This window comes from Vibrio sp. SCSIO 43132, from assembly GCF_019904195.1.
Classification (GTDB): domain Bacteria; phylum Pseudomonadota; class Gammaproteobacteria; order Enterobacterales; family Vibrionaceae; genus Vibrio; species Vibrio nigripulchritudo.
Genome location: NZ_CP063199.1, coordinates 686,440 through 708,640, shown reverse-complemented (window position 1 = coordinate 708,640; position 22,201 = coordinate 686,440). Strand labels below are relative to the sequence as shown.

Below are 22,201 nucleotides of genomic sequence, written 5' to 3'. Positions count from 1 at the left end.
TCAGAGCCCTTTTTTCATCCACATTCTTCCGCGATAAGACATAACTCATCAAGCCACTGATGGGTAAGCTCGAACAGTTGATTAATCTGTTGGTCATCCATTTTTTTCTGCTTAGCCACCAGATCCGCCAGCACTACCATGCCAGACAAGGCAACTTTCTCGAACAGACTACTGAGTACCTTCGCACTTGCTGTTATGTTTTCCAAATCCTGATTTTGTTGCGCTGTATTCAGATCCGTCACCGCTGATAACGCCTCTTCAATCACATTGTTAATAAACACTGGCATCACGTCGTAAGCGACAGCGTTTTTGCGCATAATGAGATTGATGTCTACGGTATCGGTGTCTGCATGTGTGTTAGCGCTTTCAGTTTGCTTGTAGATAATCCCATTCGGGAACAGCTTTTCCGCGTAACTGCTTAACGTCTCGTGCAGCTCCCTCTCTACCACTGGTTTGGCAATCAGATTATCGACCCCTGCCTGTTTCATCTTGTCTCGAGTCTCTTTAAACAAATCAGCGGTGCAGCCAAGAATCAACGTGTTCTTATTGAGTGAGTCCTGACGAATCAGGTACGTTGCCTCAATGCCATCTTTCACTGGCATGTGGTTGTCCATCAGTATCAGATTGAAGGTCTTGGTTTTTGTCAGCTCATAAGCCAGTTCGCCATTCTCAATGCACTCGGTTACAAACCCGCATTGCTTGAGCATAGACTGGAGCACCATGGCATTAAGTCGGTTGTCTTCAACAATCAGCGCTGTGAGTCCGTTGTAATTGAGTGGTCGGGTATCTTGCACAACCGCAAGCTGAGGCTCTGCAAGTGCCAATGGCATGGTAACGGTAAAACAGCTCCCCATTTCGAGCTCGCTGGCTACTTTTATGTCTCCACCCATTTGTTTCACCAGCCGGAAGACAATAGATAATCCAAGCCCTGTACCACCGTATTTTCGAGTGGTAGAACTGTCAGCCTGTTCGAACGGATTAAATAAGCGTTTGAGTGTTTCTACGCTCATACCGATTCCGGTATCTTTGATAGAAACCGTCAGAACCGTTTTTTCACCTTCAATTTGCTCTTCAACTTTCAGTTCTATAAAGCCTTTTTCGGTAAACTTAATGGCGTTGTTCAACAAGTTAAACATCACCTGACGAACACGCGCTTTGTCGGAGTTCACCCAGCGGTCTGGAGCAACTTTGTTATCAATGTAGAGATCGACACCTTTTTCTTCCGCTAACGACTGGTAGATACTGCTGACCGACCCCATCAGATGAGTAAAAGCAAAAGGATGATTATCAAGCTCGAACTTTCCCTGCTCTATCTTGGAAAAATCCAGGATCTCGTTAAGCAGCGTCATCATGTGCTCACCTGACTCATGGAGGTTTTGCAGATGACTTCGCTGACTGTCACTCAAGTCCGTTTTTTGAAGTAACTGCGCAATTCCCAATACACCGTTCATGGGTGTTCGGATTTCATGGGACACCACCGCAAGAAATTCTGTTTTTGATCTGCTCGACTGCTCAGCCCGATCTTTTTCGCACCTTAAAAGCTCGATGATTTTTTCAAGGTTACCTGCGATCTCATTCAGTTCATCTCCTTCCCAGGAAAGCGTTTCGTTTTGAGCGGGCTCATGGTGGTAGACACTCTTTTGTAGCTTTTCGCTGTATTGGGCAAACTGTTTCAATCGGCGGGTCAGGGTTCGGTAGAGCCAGGTCATACATACAATGGAAACCAAAAAAATCACGATAGTCGCTATCACGACTTTCCATCGCATTTCAGAAAACAGCGCATTTACCTTAGTCAGTTGTTCCCCTTCGCGATCCTTAGCGGTATGTTCCAGATTATTGAGCGCATGAATCGCGGGTTCATCATCGACTCTAGCCTGATCATCAATTTGATCTATGGTCAGACTTTGATGATATTCCACGGGTAATTGGAAGAGTTTACTTTGGTATTCGGTGATAACGCGATCGACCGCTTCAAGAGCGTGCTTTTCAGAAATAGTTAGGTTCAGTGTTTTGTATTCAGCAATGACCAATTTTGCCTGTTTAAAGCGTTCTAAAGAGGCATCGCGATCTTTGTTTTTTCCACGTAGTACGTAGTTTTTGAATTGATGAATCGCCCCGTCATACCCTAACTGATACCGAAGCTGCTGAAGCAAGTTGATGCGTGAAGACACTTCTTCACGATATTCCGTATTTGCCTGTTGATAGGCACTGAGTGAGGAAATGGATATCCATGTAAAAACTGACACCACCGCCAGTATAAAAACAGTGATTAGCCAGAGCTTTCTTTTGATCGAGCTGTTAGCGGAAAACCACGAATTGAACTGCATTCCGTTTCCAACCTCCCTGTTTTATTGGTTTGATGATCGGTGCAACATGCTTGTTATCAAGATCATTCCTATTACTCTACTTTAAAAATAGTAAAGCCCCGAAGGTTTCGGGGCTTTATTTGTTGATTTAGTCGTGATTTTTCAGACTTCTCGTACCTGTAACTCGCGCGGCACTTCGAAAAACATATTCTCTTCGCGTCCAAGAACTTCTTCCACATCGTTCGCACCGAGTTCTTTAATGCGATCAAGAATTTGGTTTACCAACTCTTCTGGCGCTGATGCTCCTGCGGTTACCCCAACGAGTGAGGCATTCTCAAACCAATGCTCTTCAATTGCCTCTGGGCAGTCAATCAGGTGACCCGGCGTGCCCAGCTTTTCAGCCAGCTCTTTCAGGCGAGTAGAATTCGAGGAATTTTTTGAACCGACGACCACCAGCACATCAACCTGAGTAGCCAGAATGCGCACTGCATCCTGACGGTTTTGCGTGGCATAGCAAATGTCGTCTTTACGAGGTCCCTGAATTTCCGGGAAAACACGACGCAGTTCTTCAATAACGTCTGCCGTTTCATCTACAGACAGCGTCGTCTGGCTTACATAGTGGAAGTTGGTTGGATCTTTCACTACCAGCTTTTCAACATCCTCTGGGGTCTCCACCAGATACATGCCGCCGGTGTCACTATCATACTGCCCCATGGTGCCTTCAACTTCAGGGTGACCTGCGTGACCAATCAGAACCACTTCCATATTGCGTCGGCTGGCACGTGCCACTTCCATATGCACTTTCGTTACCAATGGGCAAGTCGCATCAAACACCGTTAACTTGCGGCGTTTGGCTTCTTTTCTTACTGCTTGTGATACGCCATGAGCAGAGAAAATCACAATGTTATCGTCTGGCACTTCATGCAGCTCTTCAACAAAGATAGCACCACGTTGCTTCAAACCCTCAACCACAAAGCGGTTGTGCACAACTTCATGGCGCACATAGATTGGTGGTTGATACATTTCCAGCGCCCTTTCAACGATGCTGATGGCGCGGTCAACCCCGGCACAAAAGCCGCGAGGGTTTGCTAACAGTATTTTCATTTCATTGCTCATAGTACTATCGTTTTTATGGCGCGTAGTTTACCGTCATCCCTATTGCCGCTCAAGCAAACAGCAGTCAAGGGATAGAGGGATTTGTTACCGCTTATTCCACACCTAAGATTTCAACTTCGAAAATCACATCTTGCCCTGCAAGAGGATGGTTAAAATCGACGGTTACTGAATCCCCTGAAATATCAGTGATAATACCTGGGATTTCCATGCCATCTTTTCCGGAAAACGCCATGATGGTGCCCACTTCGACTTTTTCTTCGCCGATAAATCGGGCTCTGTCCATATGGTGAATATTATCTGGATTTGGCTGACCAAACGCATCGTCTGCCGCCAGTTCAATGCTTTTGTTTTCGCCCTCTACCAAGCCCAGCAGTGCTTTCTCAAAATTTTCACTCAGGCTTCCATCACCCATGGCAAACTTAGCTGGCTTGCCCATGCTGTGAGTGCTGTCGGCCACAGAGCCGTCGTTCAACTTAATGGTAAAATGGAGCGTTACAGCCGAATCATTAGTAATTGTTGTCACAGAGGGTTGTCCTTAATTGTGTTATTGGGCTTTGGCTTTAATACGGACTGCAATGGTGCTGGGTGCATTACTTAAAAAATAGCGCACGGTCCAATTTTTTAGCCTTTATATTAAAAAGCGCCGTCCGAATCAACGGACAGCGCTTAGGGTTATTCGATTTAAGCCATCATGACTGAGCAGGTTCTTCTGGCTTTTTACGGAATCCATCAAGGATTATCATTGCTGCACCAAGTACTATTCCAGAGTCAGCTAGATTGAATGCAGGCCAATGGTAGTCACCCCAGAAAAAGTCTAGATAATCGACCACATAGCCATGTACAAGGCGATCAAAAACATTCCCTAATGCTCCACCAATGATCATGGCATAAGCGATGTTATTCCACTTTTCTGAACTTGGCAGTTTGCTCATCCAGTGTATTAACACACCAGAAACAACAAACGCAATTGCGGTGAAAAACCAGCGTTGCCAGCCAGCTTGATCACTTAGAAAACTAAATGCCGCTCCGTAGTTGTGAACATACAGCAGGTTAAAGAATGGCAATATCTCAATGCGATTTGCCCAACCGTACCCCATGTTTTCCATCACCACGAACTTGATGCCGATGTCCGCAATAAAGACGAGCACCGCCAGCCAAAGCCAGCGGACTCCTGATTGTTTTAGCGATACCGCTTGTTCACTCATATTCAATCCAATTATTAAGCGAACTTACGAACTTCACCGTCACCATCAACGTTTGACACGCAGCGACCACAAATCTTTTCGTGACCTTTAATTGTGCCTACGTCTGGAGAATGGTGCCAACAACGATCACATTTCGGGTCTTCAGAAGCTTTCACTTCCACAAACAAACCTTCAACGTCGGTTGACTGAGCAGATTCAGGTTTCTCTGCCAGCGCTCGAACCGTTGCCTTAGAGATCAGAAGTACGAAACGCAGTTCATCTTCCAATTTGTTCATTTTGGCAGCCAATGCATCTTCCGCGTAAAGTGTTACCTCTGCCTGAAGTGCACCACCAATCACTTTCTCATTACGAGCAGATTCCAGTTGCTTGTTCACAGCATCACGGATTTGTTGGATTTCAGTCCAGAATTCGTTGCTTAGCTCTTCACCTTCAGCCAGACCAAACAGACCATCGAACCACTCATCAGCAAATACAAACTTGCCACGCTCGCCTGGCATCTGGTTCCAGATTTCATCCGCTGTGAACGACATGATAGGTGCCATCCAGCGAACCAGAGCTTCTACGATGTAGTACAGCGCCGTTTGACAGCTGCGTTGTGCGTGTCCGCCACGTTTCGCGGTGTACTGACGATCTTTGATGATGTCTAGGTAGAAAGAACCCATCTCGATGGAGCAGAACTGCATCAGACGCTGCATAACCGCGTGCGTGTTGTACTCGTCGTATGCTTTGATGATCTCTTCTTGTGCAGCAAGTGCGCGACCTACAGCCCAGCGATCCAATGCCACCATTTCATCTGCTGGCACAATGTCTGTTTCTGGGTTGAAACCGCTCAGGTTTGCCAGGAAGAAGCGAGAGGTATTACGAATACGACGGTATGCGTCCGCACTTCGCTTAAGGATTTCATCAGATACCGCAACTTCGCCAGTGTAATCCGTAGAAGCCACCCATAGACGCAGGATATCTGCACCAAGTTTGTTGGTCACATCTTTCGGTGCAACAACGTTACCGATGGACTTAGACATCTTGCGACCGTGACCGTCTACCACGAAGCCATGCGTCAGAACTTGCTTGTATGGCGCTTCGCCTTTCATCGCAATGGATGAAATCAGCGATGACTGGAACCACCCACGGTGTTGGTCAGAACCTTCTAGATACAAGTCAGCGCTGTTGCCCCTTTCTTCACTAGGGAACAAGTATTCTTCACGAGAATCAACCACTGAGAAGTGAGTAACACCAGAATCGAACCATACATCTAGCGTATCCAACACTTTCTCGTATTTGTCTGCTTCTTCACCCAGAAGCTCAGCAGAATCTACGTCCCACCATGCCTGAATGCCTTTCTGCTCAACAAGCTGAGCAACCTTTTCGATCAACTCTAGAGAGTTAGGGTGCAGTTCAGCGGTTTCTTTATGAACGAACAGAGCAATTGGCACGCCCCACGTGCGCTGACGTGAGATACACCATTCAGGACGACCTTCAATCATCCCTTCAATACGGCTTTGACCCCACTCAGGCATCCACTGAACACCTTTGATGGCTTCCAGTGCTTTGGCACGCAGACCCGCCTGATCCATCGACACAAACCACTGTGGTGTCGCACGGAAGATGATTGGGGTCTTGTGACGCCAGCAATGGGGATAGCTGTGTTCGTAAGCGTGGTGATGCAGCAATGCGCCTCTTTCTCTCAGCACTTCAACCACAGCATCGTTAGCTTTAAATACGTGTTGACCAGCGAACAGTTCCGTATCTGGCAGATACACACCGTTAGAACCTACTGGGTTTGCAACTTCCAAGCCGTATTTCTGACCTACTGCAAAGTCTTCCTGACCGTGACCTGGCGCTGTATGAACCACACCAGTACCGGATTCTGTTGTGACGTGATCACCAAGAATAGCTGGAACAGAGAAATCGTAGAACGGGTGGTTGAACTGAGTCAGCTCCAGATCCGCACCTTTCGCGAAACCAAGGTTGTGGAAGTTTTCAATGCCAGCACGATCCATGACGTCTTTCGCCAGCTCAGAAGCCACGATGATACGCTCAGCCTTGTTTTCAGATGAGTCATCGCCTTCTGTTTGGATTAGCACATACTCAAGATCGTCACGCAAACATACAGCACGGTTCGCAGGCAGCGTCCACGGTGTAGTTGTCCAGATAACGATGGAGATATCGCCCTGCCCTTCATGACCTTCGGTCAAGTTGAACTTAGACAGCAGCGCGGCTTCATCAGCAGCTTTGAATCGTACATCGATTGAAGGAGATACTTTATCTTTGTATTCCACTTCAGCTTCAGCCAATGCGCTTCCACAATCGGTACACCAATGAACGGGCTTAAAGCCTTTCAGCAGGTGACCCTGGTCAGCAATCTTACCTAGCGCACGGATGATGTTGGCTTCAGTTGCGAAGTCCATTGTGCGGTAAGGTTTGTCCCACTCACCAAGAATACCAAGGCGTTTGAAGCTCTCTTTCTGACCTTCAACCTGGCCTTGTGCGTATTGGCGACATTTATCACGGAACTCAGCCGCAGTAACTTTTTGACCTGGCTTACCAACCTTTTTCTCTACCATCAATTCAATAGGTAGACCGTGGCAGTCCCAGCCAGGAATGTAAGGTGCGTCAAAACCTGAAAGTGTTTTGGATTTAATAATAATGTCTTTAAGAATCTTGTTCAGTGCGTGACCAATGTGAATATCACCGTTCGCATATGGAGGACCATCGTGCAAAACAAATGACTTCTTGCCTTTTTTGGCTTTACGGATTTCTCCGTACAGATCTTCTTTGTACCAACGCTTAAGCATTTCTGGCTCGCGATTAGCCAGATTGCCGCGCATCGGAAACCCTGTTTCAGGTAAGTTCAGGGTATCTTTATACTCACTCATCGATTCTTAATTCCGTTATGTTGGGCGAAAGTTAGACATTATGCTAAGTGGTGGACTAAACCACTTAACCATTAAGCTGATGCAGCCACACCCTTGCTGCCTCAGCATCCAATTCAATTTGCGCTGTTAACGCATCAAGAGAGTCGAATTTTTTCTCGTCTCTCAGTTTATGAAGCAATGATACTTCCAGTTGTTTACCGTACAAGTTTGAATTGAAATCAAACAAATGCACTTCAAGTTGTTGTCTCACACCATTGACCGTGGGGCGCTGACCGATATTTGCCACGCCTCCATATGCTTTGCCGTCAATGCCATGGACTTCAACAACGTACACACCAGATACAGGTGATACACAACGTTTTAGCGGGATATTCGCCGTTGGGAACCCAATGGTTCGACCAAGTTTTCTCCCGTGTGATACCCGACCATTAATGCTATATGGTCGACCGAGCATCTCTTCTGCACTGGAAAAATCATCGTTCGCCAGAGCTTCGCGAATTGCGGTGCTGCTGACACGAAGTTTGTTCATTTTGAAGCTTTGAGTGCTAACAACATCAAAACCGAACTCTTTTCCTGCTTTTTCCAGCATCTCAAAGTTGCCAGTACGATTTTTTCCAAAGCTAAAGTCGTCCCCCACAACAAGGAACTTTACGTTCAGTTTTTCAACCAGAAGATCTTTAACAAAGCATTCAGCGGTCAGGCTGGAAAAGCCAGCATTAAAATTCACACAGATTAGTCGTTCGATGTTTAATTTTTTTAGCTGAACGACTTTATCACGCAAGCGAGTCAGCCTTGCCGGCGCTTTATGCCTGGCAAAGAATTCCATAGGTTGAGGTTCAAATGTCATGACCATGGTAGGCAATCCCATCTTACGAGCTTGCTCAGATACTTGTTTCAGCACTTGCTGATGCCCCAAATGGACACCATCAAAATTACCAATGGTCAAAACGCACCCTTTATGTCGGGGCTGAATATTGTGTATACCTCGGATTAACTCCATGAAATCTCTAGCTTAGGCTCACTTGCCGTTGTTCTTTTAATTTATTGTGCACGAAACCGACGGATTATATACCCAAATAGCAATAAGATGCGAGTTTCGCTCCTAAAATAATCTACTCATTAAGATAAGGCTTTTAAGTGGCGAATTCTTACACCTAACACCACGACCGAAATCAGATAAACCAACGCTCCGGCACCTATCATCATAGCGAGCTGCAGACAACGGTAACCAAAGCTCCAGGTCAACCACGTGTCCATTGATGGATTTAACCACAGCACCGCAGTGACCATAGCACCACCAGCAAGGATAAGTTTCAAAGAGAACAGAATGGTTTCTTTAGTGATACGGTATACCTTTTGACGGTGCAACCCACGATACAAAAGCCCCATATTAACTAGAGCGGAAAGCGCTGTGGCAATAGCCAAGCCAACATAGCCATAAAACCACGCGAAAATCGCGTTAAATACCATGTTCGATACCATTGCAATGATGCCGTATTTGACGGGTGTTTTGGTGTCCTGACGGGAGTAATACCCAGGAGCCAATACCTTGATCAGCATAAAATTCAATAAGCCTGAGGCGTAGGCAATCAACGACATAGACGCAAACTCTACATCTTGAGGAGTGAACTCACCTCGCATGAAAAGCACCATCAGCATCGGCTTTGATAAGACGATCAACCCCAACATAGCGGGAACACCAAGCAAGAGCACCATTCGAACGCCCCAGTCCATGGTATGCGCAAACCCATCGCTCTGCGCATCCACATGCTTTCGGGAAAGAGCGGGTAATATCACTGTTGCAATAGCAATCCCAAACAAACCCAATGGAAACTCGAGCAACCGGTCAGAATAGTAGAGCCAACTGATGGAACCTGTGGCAAGAAAACTGGCAATGAAAGTATCAAACAGTAAGTTTATCTGGCTGACAGACACTCCAAAAAGTGCGGGAATCATCAGGGTACGGATTTTCACTACCCCAGGGTCACGCCATCCCCATTTCGGCTTAACCAACATTCCCTCTTTTATAAGGAATGGGATTTGAAAGAGAAACTGCACCAAACCGCCTAGGAATACGCCTATAGCTAAACCCACTTCAGGTTGCTCTAGCCTCGGAGAGATAACCAGTGCGGAGCCAATGATCATGATGTTGAGGAAAACAGGCGTAAAAGAAGACACCGCAAACTTTCCGATGGTGTTCAGTATTGCGCCAGAAAGAGCCACAAAAGTGATGAACCACAAATAGGGGAAAGTGATTTTTAGTAGAAAGCTGGCAAGTTCGAATTTATCGGAAGAAGGTCCTCCGTTCAGCCAGTCCAGAAACCAGCCGAATCCGAACAGAGCCGTAATGACACCGGAGCCTAATACTCCAATGAATGTCACCAGAGTAACGATTACCCCGAGAGTACCGGACGCTCTGGCGATCAGTTCTCGGGTTTTGTCTTTATCACCACTGGCATGATATTCCGTCAGAACAGGGACAAACGCCTGAGAAAAAGCACCTTCTGCAAAAAGTCGACGTAAAAAATTGGGAATCTTATTTGCAAAGAAGAAGACATCTGCGCTGGCTCCTGCTCCCATCAAATTGGCTACGACCACATCCCTTACCAATCCCAGTATTCTGGAAATAAAAGTCATCATACTGACGATCAAGCCAGACTTGAGCAGCTTTTTACTCACAAATGTCCCCTAAGAAATACAATAGAATATCCGCCGCCTCCGATTAGTTTGGCTGGCAGACATATTTATTAGCAATGGTATAAAAATGCTGTTAGAATCCACGCCATCTTAACCGCGATGACCTTCTATTCCAAAGATTGTTTGGATGAGGCGGGTTTTTGCACAAATCATTTGACATTTAGGCGCAAATAGGGGATATTCCTCGCCCTTAAATTGTCACCGAACTAAAGTTTTTGGGAGTTAGACCCTTGGCAAACAGTAAATCTGCTAAGAAGCGCGCTATCCAAGCTGAAAAACGTCGTCAGCACAATGCTAGCCGTCGTTCTATGATGCGCACTTACATGAAGAAAACTATCGCAGCTATCGAAGCTGGCGATAAAGAAGCTGCAACTGCTGCATTCACTGCAGTTACACCGATCCTAGACCGCATGGCGACTAAAGGTCTTATTCATAAGAATAAAGCTGCTCGTCATAAGTCTCGCTTCGCAGCAGCAATCAAAGCTCTTTAATTCGAGTTTAGAATTGCGAAAAAAACCGGCTTCTGCCGGTTTTTTTATATCTTAAATTTGCCTGATGCGTTAACAACGCTCTCTCACAACCAAGTTGCTATACAACCAAGGCCTCAGCACAACATAGTTGCTTAACAAAATTTAAGTTAGGTTTTTAATCTTCACAGTACAAAGAGTGAAGCAGCTTGATCATTTGCTGCACCTCAGAACTGCTCAAAGAGTAGTAAACCGTCTGGGCTTCCTTTCTTGTTTGCACCAGACCATCTCTTCTAAGCCAGGCTAAGTGTTGAGACAGCGCCGATTGGCTCAATTCTAAGTGAGAACAAAGTTCTCCGACGGAAAGTTCGTTGTTGTGTAACATACACAAAATTTGCAAGCGTCTTTCATTCGCCATCGCTTTCAAGAGGACGACAGCTTGAGCAGATTTCTGCTCCATTTCCTGTAAGTTCATTCAGCAGCCTCCATGGGCTATAAACGTAAGTTACTGCATCTTCAACTTGTTATTTGTGTTATGTCAGTTGAAGTCCTTATTCAAATAAATGTTATTACAACAATGTGAAGTAATACAATGAAATCTGTTAATAGAAGAGCTGAATGAAATCAGCATCACAAAGATTTTTCACTGTAGGGTGTTGAATCATCCTCTCAGCGAATATAACAAAGTATTCTTCCTTCAGCTCATTAATCTCTCCAACCAGATGCAATGAAACGTCATCTCCCACCTCAGATTTGTACAAACTAGGAGCCAGAAAGAGTGCGTCTTTATGATCTTGAGCGAATGCTTTCATTAAAGCCACGTCATCAAACTCTCCGAGAACATTTGGTTGAATACCTTGTCTGTCAAACCATTGCATGACTTTTCGCCCCATGGAAGTACGGCTGCCGGGAAGCAACAGCTTTCGGTTTTCGAATACTGATGGGAAGGTTTCATTCTCTAACGGTTTGGAACTGAAAAAGCTCATTCGGCACTCTCCCAGTTTTTTACTGTAGAGTCCGGGGCTCTGGCTTGAATCTACTGGGCAGTCAGACAAAATCATATCCAGCTTGTGCTGGGAGAGCTGTTCAAGAAGCAATTCATGTGTCGATTCAAAGCAGCGCAAATGGATACTGTTATCAGCGGGCACGGTTGTCATCAATATTCGGCTGACTAATCGCTTAGACAAAGCATCCGCCACACCGACATCAAACAGAATATTAGAACGCTGACTGTAATTTACGATATCTAACATTTCGTAGCTGAGTCCAAACATCCGGTCAGCGTATTTGAAAACCAGCTGTCCCAATTCGGTTGGTTCTACACTGCGTCCATTTCGCTTAGTGAGCTTGCCATCCATTCTTTCTTCTAGAGCTTTTATTTGCCCTGTGACAGTCTGCGGCGTAAGAAAAAGTGCATCCGCAGCCTTTGTTACTGATCCTTGCTTGCATACCATCCAAAAATAGTAGAGATGGTTGTAATTTAAGTGAGACATGCTTTGTTATCCGTCAAATCCTTAGGCATATGATACAACGCATCACAATAAGACACTATATTTTCGGTATTTCCGATGAATAAAATTAAAAATATCGAATAAAACCGAACACAGTCATGACTTTTATGACACTGTCATAAAGAGAAAATGTGACAAATTGCAAATATCCACAAATTTTCGCAATAGAACCCTATTATTAACCCTATCAAGTAAAGTTTTTAATTTATTTAAATCAACATCTTACACGAACCATAATTCCACTTTATCGGTTGCGTAGAAAAAATAGCAAAAAATGCATTCTTAAACCTAAATGTCATATAACTGCAATATTTCATCTCTAGTATCGCCCTCAGATTCACTAACCGACCAAATGAGAACGGTCAACGGAGAAAAATATGATAAACCAAGCTACTTCAACAGCAGCGCCACAATCGGGTTCCGCTCGCTGGCTACGCTGGGCTAACTTGGCTTTCATGCTTTACCTACTATTACTTGCAGTATCTATGGTAGGAAGTGGTTTTAAGTGGGCTACTGGAGAACACGCTAAAACTCTTTTCGAATTTGCTTCTCACCCGGTTGCAGGCTTAATGATTGGTCTTGTCGCAACTGCCTTGATTCAGTCATCGAGTACTGTTACGTCTATTATTGTCGGTCTTGTTGCTGGCGGTCTTCCTGTCGCAACAGCGATCCCTATGATCATGGGTGCCAACATTGGTACTACCGTGACTAATACCCTAGTAAGCTTGGGTCACGTTCGTTGCAAAGACGAATTCAAACGCGCTTTCGCTAGTGCAACTATTCACGATTTCTTCAACCTGCTCGCAGTCATTATCTTCCTACCACTGGAAATGATGTTCGGCATTCTGGAAAAAGTCTCTCACTGGCTGATTTCTCCAATGCTGGCTACTGGTGACATGAGTATCAAAGGGTTTAACTTCATCAAACCAATTACCAAACCTGTTGTAAGTGCAATTAAAGAGCCGCTAGCAACCTTTGGTGATGTCGCTGGTGGTGTTACTCTGATCCTGCTTGGTATCGCAACCATCTTTGTTGCTATCACAGTGATGGGTAAACTCATGAAGAGCCTGATGGTTGGTCGTGCTCGTGAAATCCTGAAAAACGCTATCGGTCGTGGTCCTCTTCACGGTATCGCTTCTGGTTCTGTTGTGACTGTATTGGTTCAGTCTTCTTCAACAACAACTAGCCTGATGGTTCCACTAGTAGGTTCTGGTGTACTGAAAGTTCGCGATGTTTACCCATTCACTCTGGGCGCTAACATCGGTACATGTATCACGGCTCTGCTGGCTGCTACAGCGGTATCTGGTGAATTCGCGGTCTTCGCATTGCAAATCGCTTTGGTACACCTGGTGTTTAACCTGATGGCGACCATTTTCATCTACGGCATTCCATTCCTGAGAGAGCTGCCAATCAAAGGTGCAGACCTAATCTCGGACATGGCGATGAAAAACAAAGCGGTTGTTGTGGGTTACTTGCTGGCGGTGTTCATCATCATGCCAGGCACGATTCTGGCACTGACTGCCTAAGCTTGAGATTTAAAAATTCAATCCCCAGCATTCTCTGAATGCTGGGGATTTTTATTGTATCTAATATCAATTGCAGCAAGTGATTGGTATACCCTGAGCTCAGGTTTATCGAGACTATCGGTTTGCTAGGTTGTTTCTTTCGCATGAAATTGGCTTTCGATCAAGACATAGATTTGAAGATAGAGTGGTATTGAGTCGAAAAATGGGGCTATACCAACGTGTAATGCGTCGAACGCACTGATAGTTAATCTGTACACACTTTGCATACAAAAACGCCACTCTGTGCTTTAGAGTGGCGCTTTAGCGTATTCGACTACTAATCTGAGAACGAATACTAAACCGAGAACGGATACTTAATTGCGTCGTGGCACTGGTAACCAACCACTTCAAAATCGTCCATGGTTACCCAAGTTTCCAAATCTTCCAGAGATTTGATGTCTGGATTGATTCTAAACTCTGGAGCAGGGAAAGGTTCGCGCTTAAGCTGAACGTCGCGCATCAGTTCTAACTGATCTTCATAGATATGAGCGTTAACAATCTTGTGGTAAGCCTGACCCGGTTTCTTGCCCGTGATCTGCGCCATTAGCGCTAAGAAAACGTAGACCTGAACCATGTTGAAGTTCAACCCTAATGGTACGTCACAAGAACGCTGGGTGCTGTTCAGGTATAGGGTGTCACCCAACAAAGAGAAATGATGGCTGTACATACAAGGGCGTAAACACCCCATATGGAATTCGCCCGGATTGTAGAAGTTGAGTATCTCACCGCGGTCATCAACACCTTTAGAGAGATCATCAACAATTTTTCTGAGTTGGTCGATGTGTCCGCCATCCGGCTTAGCCCAGGCACGCCCCTGAACACCATAAACACGACCCATGTCGTCTTCACCCTTTCGGTACGGGTTGTTCAACCACGCTTCGTTCAGGTTGGCGTTTGCATCCCAGGTTTTGGTGCCAAGTTTTCGAAAGTCTTCTGCGTTGTCATATCCACGAATGTAACCCAGTAGCTCTGCTACTGCGGCTTTCCAGAAGCTTTTACGCGTAGTCACTAATGGAAATTCATTCGCGGCAACGTCATAAGTAAGATCGGCGTTAATTACCGTAAGGCAACGTTTACCTGTACGTTCATTTTCAATCCACACACCGTCATCGACGATGTGCTGACACAAGTCTAAATACTGTTTCACTGTCGACCTTAAATTTTTGATTTAACAGGTTGTTTGTTTGCGCTGTAAGCCCAGCCTATCAGCACTGCTCCACCAATCACCATTGGCAGTGACAAAATTTGTCCCATTGAGATCCAATCGCCGTAGAGCCCTAAGTGCGCATCCGGCTCGCGGAAATACTCCACAATGAATCGGAATGCGCCATAGCCTAGCAGAAACAGCCCAGCGACGCTGCCGGCCGGGCGCGGCTTCTTAATAAACCAGTTGAGAATGAAGAATAAGACCACACCTTCAAGCACAAACTCATATAACTGAGAAGGGTGTCGAGGCAGGTATCCACCGCTTGGGAACAATACAGCCCAAGGTACGTCAGTAACACGTCCCCAAAGCTCATCATTCATAAAGTTACCCAAACGCCCCATTCCCAACCCAAATGGCACTAGTGGAGCAATAAAATCTGCAACGCTGAAGAATGTGCGTCCATTTCGACGGGCATACCATGCCATCGCGGCGATAACGCCCAGAAGACCACCGTGGAAAGACATTCCTCCGGTCCAGATTTTAAAGAGGTAAAGTGGGTCGCTTAAGAGAACATCGAAATTGTAGAAAAAAACATAACCAATACGCCCACCAAGCACGACACCTAAAAAGCCAGCAAATAACAAATCCGAGACATTGTCACGCGTCCAACCACTGTTTGGCATATCAGCACGACGGTTGGCGAGCCATAGCGCGAACACAAAGCCGACAAGGTACATCAAGCCATACCAGCGCAGGGCAAGAGGTCCTATAGAAAAGATAACAGGATCAATTTGAGGAAAGGTTATAAACCCTTGGTTCATGTTTAAATCTCTTTAAATGTGATGAATCTGATGCCGAATTTGAGTCGAATTAAAACGGCAACAGCATTTTTCCAGCGACGAACAGTAAGAATACCGCAAAGATTTTCTTCAATACTGCGGTAGGAAGTCGGGTTGCCAGTTTGGCTCCCACGCGAGTCGTTAACACGGATGTCGCAGCAATACCAAATAGTGCAGGCAAGTATACATAACCAATACTGTACTCTGGAAGCCCGCTGGCATCCAAACCGTGTACAACAAACCCTGTCATACCAGCAATGGCAATAAATGATCCGCATACCGAAGACGAACCAATCGCTTTACGCATTTCCACGCCATGACGGCTAAGAAACGGAACCGTTAACGAACCACCACCGATACCCGCTAGACTGGAAGTGACCCCAATAAGACCACCGTAACCCAAAGTGGTTCCGGCAGCAGGCATAGGGCGACTGTTTGAAGATTTTAGAGACATCAGCATTTGAATGGCGAGCCCCAAGACGATGATACCAAACACTTTAATCAGGTACTGAGTTGGAATCGCTTCAGCGATGAAAGAACCAGCTAACCCACCAACGACGACACCAGGCATAAGCCATTTAACAACGAACATATCGACGTTGCCTAGCCTAAGGTGATTAAAAGCAGAAGAACCGGAAGTCAGAATGATGGTGGCCAGAGATGTAGCCAGTGCGATGTGCATAACGAGATTGGTAGAAATTCCTGCAGCTGGGAGCAGCCAAAGCAACGCGGGCACAACCACTAAGCCTCCACCAATTCCCAATAAGCCTGCCAAGACCCCAACCACACTTCCCAGTATCAGGAATTGAATTATCAGCTCTATGTTCAAGTTTACCTCTATTTATTACCCGCCCGGACAAATCCTGCGAGATTTCGTTGTTCTAAGTAATCAAATACCTGATCGTAAATCGCCTGCCCGTACGGCTGAGCAAGCGCATTCAGAGCTAATTGCTCCAGGTCCTTCACTGAGGACTGGCGAAGCAAATATTTCACTCTGGCTACATTGGCGGTATTCATGCTCAGAGAACGATACCCTAATCCAACCAATAGTAAAGCCCCAATAGGGTCGCCCGCCAACTCGCCGCAAATGCTCACCGGGAGTTTATAAGCCCGACACGTTTTTTCGATTTGTGCCAGAGCTTGTATCACGGCTGGATGCACCGATTCATATACGCCAGACACGCGTGCGTTGTTACGGTCTACAGCAAGAAGATATTGGGTTAAGTCATTGGTTCCAACCGAAACGAAGTCTATTTTATCTGCCATAAATGACAGTAAATAGAGCATAGAAGGGACTTCTAACATGACGCCTACACGAGGTTTGCACACATTTTTGTGACTTTGCGACACCTCGTCATAGGCCTGTTGGATCAGAGCAAGTGCGTCATCCAGCTCTTGGTTGCCAGATAACATGGGTAATAAAATGTTGAGATTGTTCAGACCATCACTCGCTTTGAGCATGGCACGAAGCTGGATAAGGAAAATATCGGGATGGTCCAGAGTAAAACGTATTCCACGCCAACCCAGGAAAGGGTTGTCTTCCTCAATAGGAAGATAAGGTAAAGGTTTGTCGCCACCGACATCCAACGTCCGCATGACTACGGGTTTGTTCGGATACGTTTCGAGCACTCGACGATATTGTTGGTGTTGTTCTTCTTCAGAAGGAAAACGATGCTGAAGCAGAAAAGAGATTTCAGTTCGATAGAGCCCGACACCATTAACTCCCTGATTAACAGAAATGTTGGTGTCAGCACTCAAGCCCGCATTAAGAAGCACGTCAACTTTACAGTCATCCTGAGTTTTCGCTTCTTGATGAAGCTCTTTCTCCACCATTTTTGAGAGTTCGAATTCTTCATCTCTCAGCGAGCGATACTCTTTCAGTAACTGCGCTGGCGGCTCAACGAAAATTTCACCGCTGTAACCATCAACAATCCCTTCTTTCCCATTGAGGTTTTGCGGAGTGACGTTCGCCCCCATTATGGCAGGGATACCCAGCGCACGAGACAAAATCGCCGCGTGCGAGTTAGCCGCTCCCTCAATAGATATCACAGCAAGTAACTTGTCTTTGGGTAAGCTAGCGAGCGTAGATGCCGTAAGTTCATTGACCACCAAAATGACGGGCTGGTTGAGCTCTAGCTCCCCCACTTCACTGGTATGCAAAAAATAAAGCAGTCGCTGCCCCAGTTCACGAATGTCTTGAGCTCGCTCTCGCAAGTACACGTCCGACATCTGAGCAAACCGGTTTGAGTAGGTTTCTACGACCTGGCGCAAAGCCCAGTCTGCACGATCCCCCTTCTGGATTTGCTCTTTCAGATCGTTTCGCAGCATGGGGTCGTTCAATAAATGGGTGAAGAGGTCGAAAATTGCCAACGTATCTTTGTTGATATCGTTGTCCAGTTTCTTCCTTAAACGGCGAAAGTCTGCTTTTGCGCTTTCCATCGCCAGTGCGAGCCATTCTTGCTCCTGTTCAACATCAAGAGTACTGGCCGGGTAAACGTCTGAAAGTTTGGGCTGCGTGTCGTCCCACCAGAATTCGCCGACTGCAACACCAGGTGACGCCGCAATTCCGCTTAATTTCTGGCTGTTGGCATCATTCAGAAGCCAGTGACCTTGCGCTTGAGCATGGGCAATGATCACCGCAAGCTGAGCGGACAAAGTGACGAGAAATGATTCTTCCATTTCTGAAAACAGCCGAGGTGATTTTTGCTGAATAACCAATACACCAAGCACTTGTTTTCGATGAATAATAGGGGCACCTAAGAAGGAGTGATAAATGCCCTCCCCAAGTTGAGGAAAGAATTTAAAGCTAGGGTGAGTAGATACTTCAGCAAGGTTAAGGGGCTCGGCGGTTCTTCGGACTAAACCCACCAGCCCTTCATGATAACCAATGTGGATTTCGTCCCCTTCGAATTTCAGACCTTTGGTGGCCATCAATTCAAGGCGGGATAATTCATCGTTTGCAAAATAGACGGTGCAACACTCAGTTTGCATGGCATGACAAGTTTCGTTGACCAAGACATCTAATGCCTCATGAATGTGTTCAACTCTGGAAACCTGTTCAACTATATCCCGCAGCTGAGTGAGCATTTAATCTATCCTCTTCGATTCTTTCGCTTACCTTTTACTTTCCGCTCTCTAAACGGCATCGCCAACGTGGCAAACTCTTTCATCGCTCGTCGATAAACGTCACGTTTAAACGAAACAACCTGTCTTACGGGGTACCAATAACTTACCCATCTCCAACCATCAAATTCAGGGGTATTGCCACGTTGCATATTGATTTTAGACTCATCGCAGTCTAAACGCAGCAGGAACCATTTCTGTTTTTGTCCGATACAAACTGGTTTTGAATCCCATCGTACCAGCCGTTTGGGTAGCTTATAGCGTAACCAATGACGACTGGTCGCGACGACTTTTACGTCTTTTTGAGTCAAACCTACTTCTTCATACAGCTCACGAAACATTGCCTCTTCGGGTGTTTCGCCATCATCGATTCCCCCTTGAGGAAATTGCCATGAATGCTGCCCGTATCGTTTTGCCCAGAATACCTGACCATGGTTGTTACAAATTACAATTCCCACATTTAAGCGGTAACCATCGCCATCGATCACTGGCTAACCTCTAATATAAATCTCTGTTAAGTGTGATTTTTCCACATATCCCCAACTTGGGCAAACTTACATGTCGCATAATGCGTTTTTTTCTGTGCGACAAAGCCAGCACTGGATAACTTTTCATCAAAACCTAAGTTATCAACACAAGAATGAGACCAGCGCCACATTTATTCACCTTTTCTGTGAATAAGTGTGTGAAGAAACCGAACACAATGGGAAAAACCAGATCTGCTTACTGCGTACCACTCCAAGAATTGAGTGTTCAGATCAAAATAAAACAAAATAAAAACAAAAAGTTAAATTAAATACACACCTAATATTATCTTTAATGATTAACGAAAATGTTATTCAAATACAGATCGGTTAAAGATCCACCACACAAGCCTTTATCCACATCAAGAGGTCAAAAACTGACTAAATGTAGCCAGAACGTAACAAATACGTTCTACAAAACCCCTGAATATAGATCCAGTTGTTTTAGCTTTGGCGAGTTTTCTATTTTTTCTGTGGATAAGTTATTAAAAGATCCTTGGAATCCGAAGTGCTTTTTAAATGATCACCCCATTCACTCAGGATTATCTTCTGGCAGATGTGATAACATGCGTTTTTTAACTGAATAACCCCTCCATGAAACCGACTCCAACATCAGAACAAGAGCTCTATGAAAGAGCGTTATCCATAGCCGGCTATACTCTTTCTGAGCTAGCGGAAGAAGCCAACATGGATGTTCCTGAAAACTTAAGGCGCGATAAAGGTTGGGTTGGTCAGTTACTGGAATGGCATTTAGGCGCAAGTGCCGGTAGCAAGCCACAACAGGATTTTGTTGATCTTGGTATTGAGCTCAAAAGTATCCCAATTAGCCATAAAGGTACTCCTCTCGAAACCACTTTTGTTTCTGTCGCTCCACTCATTGGTGTGCAAGGGCTGACATGGGAACATAGCCATATCAGACAAAAGCTCTCTCGTGTTCTCTGGATCCCTGTCGAAGGAGAGAGAGAATTGCCAGTCGGCGACAGACATGTCGGTTGCCCAGTTTTGTGGTCACCCACAGAAGAAGAAGAGAAGATCTTAAGACACGACTGGGAAGAACTCATGGAGTTTATTGTGCTTGGAAAAGTTGAACAAATCACTGCCCGACACGGTCAGGCATTGCAACTGCGCCCCAAAGCAGCCAATAGCCGTGCTTTAACTGAGGCCTACGGCAGCGATGGCACGCCTATCATGACGCTCCCTCGAGGTTTCTACCTCAAGAAAAACTTTACCCAAAAGATCCTCGAACAATTCTTTGATCAATAACTCTCGCCAACATTGTATCGCCGACATCTTCAGAGGCACCTAATGAATAGACAGCTCGATATCATGATATGGAGCGACACCAGTCTCACCACATTCATCGTAAACGTTGTGTAATCTTAGATAGGCAGTATGAACACCCATTTTATGTAATGCAGCTTTCACCAGTTCCAGTGAATCAAAGTGCAGGGGTTCATTTTTACCTTTGATGGGTTCAAGCTTGTGTTTGTATTCCACAGCAAGCAAATAACTGGACAAATTTGCACAACTGATGACGAATATTTTGGGCTCTTTACCTTGCTCAATATGTTTTGCGTGCACCCAGTGATTCAGTTGTTCTCTTTGCATTTTCCCTTCCTTGGCTGGCATTCGAGCCATGCATTTTTGTTATGGGGTTTGTAAAGCATAGTCAACAACTGAGTTATTGTTAAATAAGTCATTATTAGTTTTTACTTGACCGCTGCCATAACAATCAGTTTATAGTGGAAGAAAAACGAGGAATGTTTATGCAATTAAGGAAGTTACCGCATTCAACTCTTGAAATCAGTCCGTTGTGTTTAGGAACCATGACCTTTGGTGCACAGAACACCGAGGCTGAAGCTTTCTCTCAACTTGATTACGCCTTGGAAAGAGGCATCAACTTTATTGATACCGCAGAAATGTACCCAGTTCCTCCCAAAGAAGAGACGCAAGGAAGAACAGAAGAATACATTGGGAACTGGCTTGAAAAATCCGGTAAACGCGAAAAAATAGTGCTCGCGACAAAGGTAGCAGGACCGCGCGGCATTCCCTACATCAGGGACAACATGGCGTTAGACTGGCGTAACATTCACCAAGCCGTCGATGACAGTTTGCGCCGATTAAAAACAGACTACATCGATCTCTATCAAATCCACTGGCCAGAGCGCCAGACCAACTGCTTCGGTCAACTCAATTACCCTTATCCGGAAGAGCAACACGATACACCGATACTGGAAACTCTTGAAGCGCTTGCAGACATTGTTAAGCAAGGGAAAGTTCGCTATATCGGGCTTTCGAATGAGACGCCCTGGGGAGTCATGAGTTATATAAGGCTAGCCGAAAAGCATGGATTACCAAGAGCGGTTTCTATACAGAATCCTTACAACCTGTTGAATCGAACTTTCGAAGTTGGGCTGTCTGAAATCGCTCACCATGAAGGCGTCGAGTTACTGGCGTATTCGCCTCTTGCATTCGGTGTATTAAGTGGAAAGTACCTAAATGATGCCCGTCCAGATGGAGCACGTTGTACTCTGTTTGAACGCTTCGTTCGATACTTTACCCCCAATGGCATCAAAGCAACGGAAGCTTATGTCAATCTTGCCCGAGAACATGGGCTAGATCCGGCTCAGATGGCATTAGCGTTTGTTAATCAGCGTCCATTTGTTGCTTCCAACATCATTGGAGCAACCACTATGGATCAGTTGAAGAGTAACATTGACAGCTTGGACGTGAATTTGTCAGAAGAGTTGCTGAACTCTCTACAAGAGATTGGAGTGCAATACTCCAACCCTTGTCCCTGATTGACAGGAAATTTTTTGATTGGA

General features: G+C 45.5%; 19 protein-coding genes. 4 read left to right on the top strand and 15 right to left on the bottom strand.

Features of this window, described 5'->3' with window-relative positions; genetic code table 11:
• Positions 1-14: 14 nt before the first annotated feature.
• From INR79_RS03240 to murJ, 7 genes are all read right to left on the bottom strand, one after another.
• Positions 15-2,327 (bottom strand): ATP-binding protein, encoded by a 2,313-nt coding sequence (locus INR79_RS03240; RefSeq protein WP_223095990.1) that lies wholly within the window; start codon positions 2,325-2,327, stop codon positions 15-17.
• Between the two features lie 141 nt (positions 2,328-2,468).
• The gene (gene ispH / locus INR79_RS03235; RefSeq protein WP_223095988.1) at positions 2,469-3,422 is read right to left on the bottom strand and encodes a 4-hydroxy-3-methylbut-2-enyl diphosphate reductase; all 954 of its coding nucleotides are present in this window, start codon (positions 3,420-3,422) and stop codon (positions 2,469-2,471) included.
• A gap of 91 nt (positions 3,423-3,513) precedes the next feature.
• Positions 3,514-3,945, bottom strand: a complete 432-nt coding sequence (fkpB, locus tag INR79_RS03230; protein WP_004397923.1) for an FKBP-type peptidyl-prolyl cis-trans isomerase — start codon at positions 3,943-3,945, stop codon at positions 3,514-3,516.
• Positions 3,946-4,111: 166 nt separating this feature from the next.
• Positions 4,112-4,627 (bottom strand): signal peptidase II, encoded by a 516-nt coding sequence (gene lspA / locus INR79_RS03225; protein WP_004397922.1) that lies wholly within the window; start codon positions 4,625-4,627, stop codon positions 4,112-4,114.
• A 14-nt stretch (positions 4,628-4,641) separates the two neighbouring features.
• Complete coding sequence (ileS, locus tag INR79_RS03220) at positions 4,642-7,503, bottom strand: isoleucine--tRNA ligase (protein WP_223095986.1); 2,862 nt, start codon at positions 7,501-7,503, stop codon at positions 4,642-4,644.
• A gap of 64 nt (positions 7,504-7,567) precedes the next feature.
• The gene (ribF, locus tag INR79_RS03215; protein WP_223095985.1) at positions 7,568-8,503 is read right to left on the bottom strand and encodes a bifunctional riboflavin kinase/FAD synthetase; all 936 of its coding nucleotides are present in this window, start codon (positions 8,501-8,503) and stop codon (positions 7,568-7,570) included.
• 119 nt (positions 8,504-8,622) lie between these two features.
• Entirely contained in the window at positions 8,623-10,182 is a 1,560-nt protein-coding gene (gene murJ / locus INR79_RS03210) for a murein biosynthesis integral membrane protein MurJ (RefSeq protein ID WP_022549706.1), read from the bottom strand.
• Positions 10,183-10,430: 248 nt separating this feature from the next.
• Here murJ and rpsT point away from each other — a divergent pair, with 248 nt between their 5' ends.
• Entirely contained in the window at positions 10,431-10,691 is a 261-nt protein-coding gene (gene rpsT, locus INR79_RS03205; RefSeq protein WP_004397918.1) for a 30S ribosomal protein S20, read from the top strand.
• Positions 10,692-10,845: 154 nt separating this feature from the next.
• Here the strand turns inward: rpsT and INR79_RS03200 are convergent, their stop codons facing one another.
• Positions 10,846-11,142, bottom strand: a complete 297-nt coding sequence (locus tag INR79_RS03200; RefSeq protein ID WP_004397917.1) for an ArsR/SmtB family transcription factor — start codon at positions 11,140-11,142, stop codon at positions 10,846-10,848.
• A gap of 127 nt (positions 11,143-11,269) precedes the next feature.
• Positions 11,270-12,160 (bottom strand): transcriptional activator NhaR, encoded by an 891-nt coding sequence (gene nhaR / locus INR79_RS03195; protein ID WP_004397914.1) that lies wholly within the window; start codon positions 12,158-12,160, stop codon positions 11,270-11,272.
• A gap of 398 nt (positions 12,161-12,558) precedes the next feature.
• On the opposite strand from nhaR, the gene INR79_RS03190 reads away from it, so the two are divergent.
• The gene (locus INR79_RS03190) at positions 12,559-13,704 is read left to right on the top strand and encodes a Na/Pi symporter (protein WP_038124790.1); all 1,146 of its coding nucleotides are present in this window, start codon (positions 12,559-12,561) and stop codon (positions 13,702-13,704) included.
• 334 nt (positions 13,705-14,038) lie between these two features.
• Here the strand turns inward: INR79_RS03190 and INR79_RS03185 are convergent, their stop codons facing one another.
• Genes INR79_RS03185 through rppH form a run of 5 tightly spaced genes read right to left on the bottom strand, consistent with a single transcriptional unit; the run spans position 14,039 to position 19,340 of the window.
• Positions 14,039-14,890, bottom strand: a complete 852-nt coding sequence (locus INR79_RS03185; protein ID WP_022593723.1) for a thymidylate synthase — start codon at positions 14,888-14,890, stop codon at positions 14,039-14,041.
• A gap of 8 nt (positions 14,891-14,898) precedes the next feature.
• Positions 14,899-15,711, bottom strand: coding sequence for a prolipoprotein diacylglyceryl transferase (gene lgt, locus INR79_RS03180; RefSeq protein WP_022593725.1), 813 nt, complete (start codon positions 15,709-15,711; stop codon positions 14,899-14,901).
• Positions 15,712-15,760: 49 nt separating this feature from the next.
• A complete protein-coding gene (locus tag INR79_RS03175; RefSeq protein ID WP_022549689.1) occupies positions 15,761-16,558 on the bottom strand; it encodes a sulfite exporter TauE/SafE family protein in 798 nt (265 codons plus the stop codon).
• Between the two features lie 8 nt (positions 16,559-16,566).
• On the bottom strand, positions 16,567-18,816 hold the full coding sequence (gene ptsP / locus INR79_RS03170) for a phosphoenolpyruvate--protein phosphotransferase (RefSeq protein ID WP_223095984.1): 2,250 nt from the start codon (positions 18,814-18,816) through the stop codon (positions 16,567-16,569).
• Between the two features lie 5 nt (positions 18,817-18,821).
• Positions 18,822-19,340: an RNA pyrophosphohydrolase gene (gene rppH, locus INR79_RS03165; protein ID WP_004397908.1), complete on the bottom strand. Its 519-nt coding sequence runs from the start codon at positions 19,338-19,340 to the stop codon at positions 18,822-18,824.
• Positions 19,341-19,970: 630 nt separating this feature from the next.
• On the opposite strand from rppH, the gene mutH reads away from it, so the two are divergent.
• Positions 19,971-20,639: a DNA mismatch repair endonuclease MutH gene (mutH, locus tag INR79_RS03160; RefSeq protein WP_004397904.1), complete on the top strand. Its 669-nt coding sequence runs from the start codon at positions 19,971-19,973 to the stop codon at positions 20,637-20,639.
• A gap of 39 nt (positions 20,640-20,678) precedes the next feature.
• Here mutH and INR79_RS03155 read toward each other — a convergent pair whose 3' ends face one another.
• Positions 20,679-20,984 (bottom strand): DUF6482 family protein, encoded by a 306-nt coding sequence (locus INR79_RS03155; protein ID WP_022549685.1) that lies wholly within the window; start codon positions 20,982-20,984, stop codon positions 20,679-20,681.
• Positions 20,985-21,142: 158 nt separating this feature from the next.
• On the opposite strand from INR79_RS03155, the gene INR79_RS03150 reads away from it, so the two are divergent.
• Positions 21,143-22,177, top strand: a complete 1,035-nt coding sequence (locus tag INR79_RS03150; protein ID WP_223095983.1) for an NADP(H)-dependent aldo-keto reductase — start codon at positions 21,143-21,145, stop codon at positions 22,175-22,177.
• The last annotated feature ends 24 nt before the right edge of the window (positions 22,178-22,201 follow it).

Bases quoted from the DNA above. Each gene is read 5' to 3' on its own strand.
- INR79_RS03240 (WP_223095990.1), bottom strand. From the start codon at position 2,327: ATGCAGTTCAATTCGTGGTTTTCCGCTAACAGCTCGATCAAAAGAAAG.
- ispH (WP_223095988.1), bottom strand. From the start codon at position 3,422: ATGAGCAATGAAATGAAAATACTGTTAGCAAACCCTCGCGGCTTTTGT.
- lspA (WP_004397922.1), bottom strand. From the start codon at position 4,627: ATGAGTGAACAAGCGGTATCGCTAAAACAATCAGGAGTCCGCTGGCTT.
- ileS (WP_223095986.1), bottom strand. From the start codon at position 7,503: ATGAGTGAGTATAAAGATACCCTGAACTTACCTGAAACAGGGTTTCCG.
- ribF (WP_223095985.1), bottom strand. From the start codon at position 8,503: ATGGAGTTAATCCGAGGTATACACAATATTCAGCCCCGACATAAAGGG.
- INR79_RS03200 (WP_004397917.1), bottom strand. From the start codon at position 11,142: ATGAACTTACAGGAAATGGAGCAGAAATCTGCTCAAGCTGTCGTCCTC.
- nhaR (WP_004397914.1), bottom strand. From the start codon at position 12,160: ATGTCTCACTTAAATTACAACCATCTCTACTATTTTTGGATGGTATGC.
- lgt (WP_022593725.1), bottom strand. From the start codon at position 15,711: ATGAACCAAGGGTTTATAACCTTTCCTCAAATTGATCCTGTTATCTTT.
- ptsP (WP_223095984.1), bottom strand. From the start codon at position 18,816: ATGCTCACTCAGCTGCGGGATATAGTTGAACAGGTTTCCAGAGTTGAA.
- mutH (WP_004397904.1), top strand. From the start codon at position 19,971: ATGAAACCGACTCCAACATCAGAACAAGAGCTCTATGAAAGAGCGTTA.
- INR79_RS03155 (WP_022549685.1), bottom strand. From the start codon at position 20,984: ATGCAAAGAGAACAACTGAATCACTGGGTGCACGCAAAACATATTGAG.
- INR79_RS03150 (WP_223095983.1), top strand. From the start codon at position 21,143: ATGCAATTAAGGAAGTTACCGCATTCAACTCTTGAAATCAGTCCGTTG.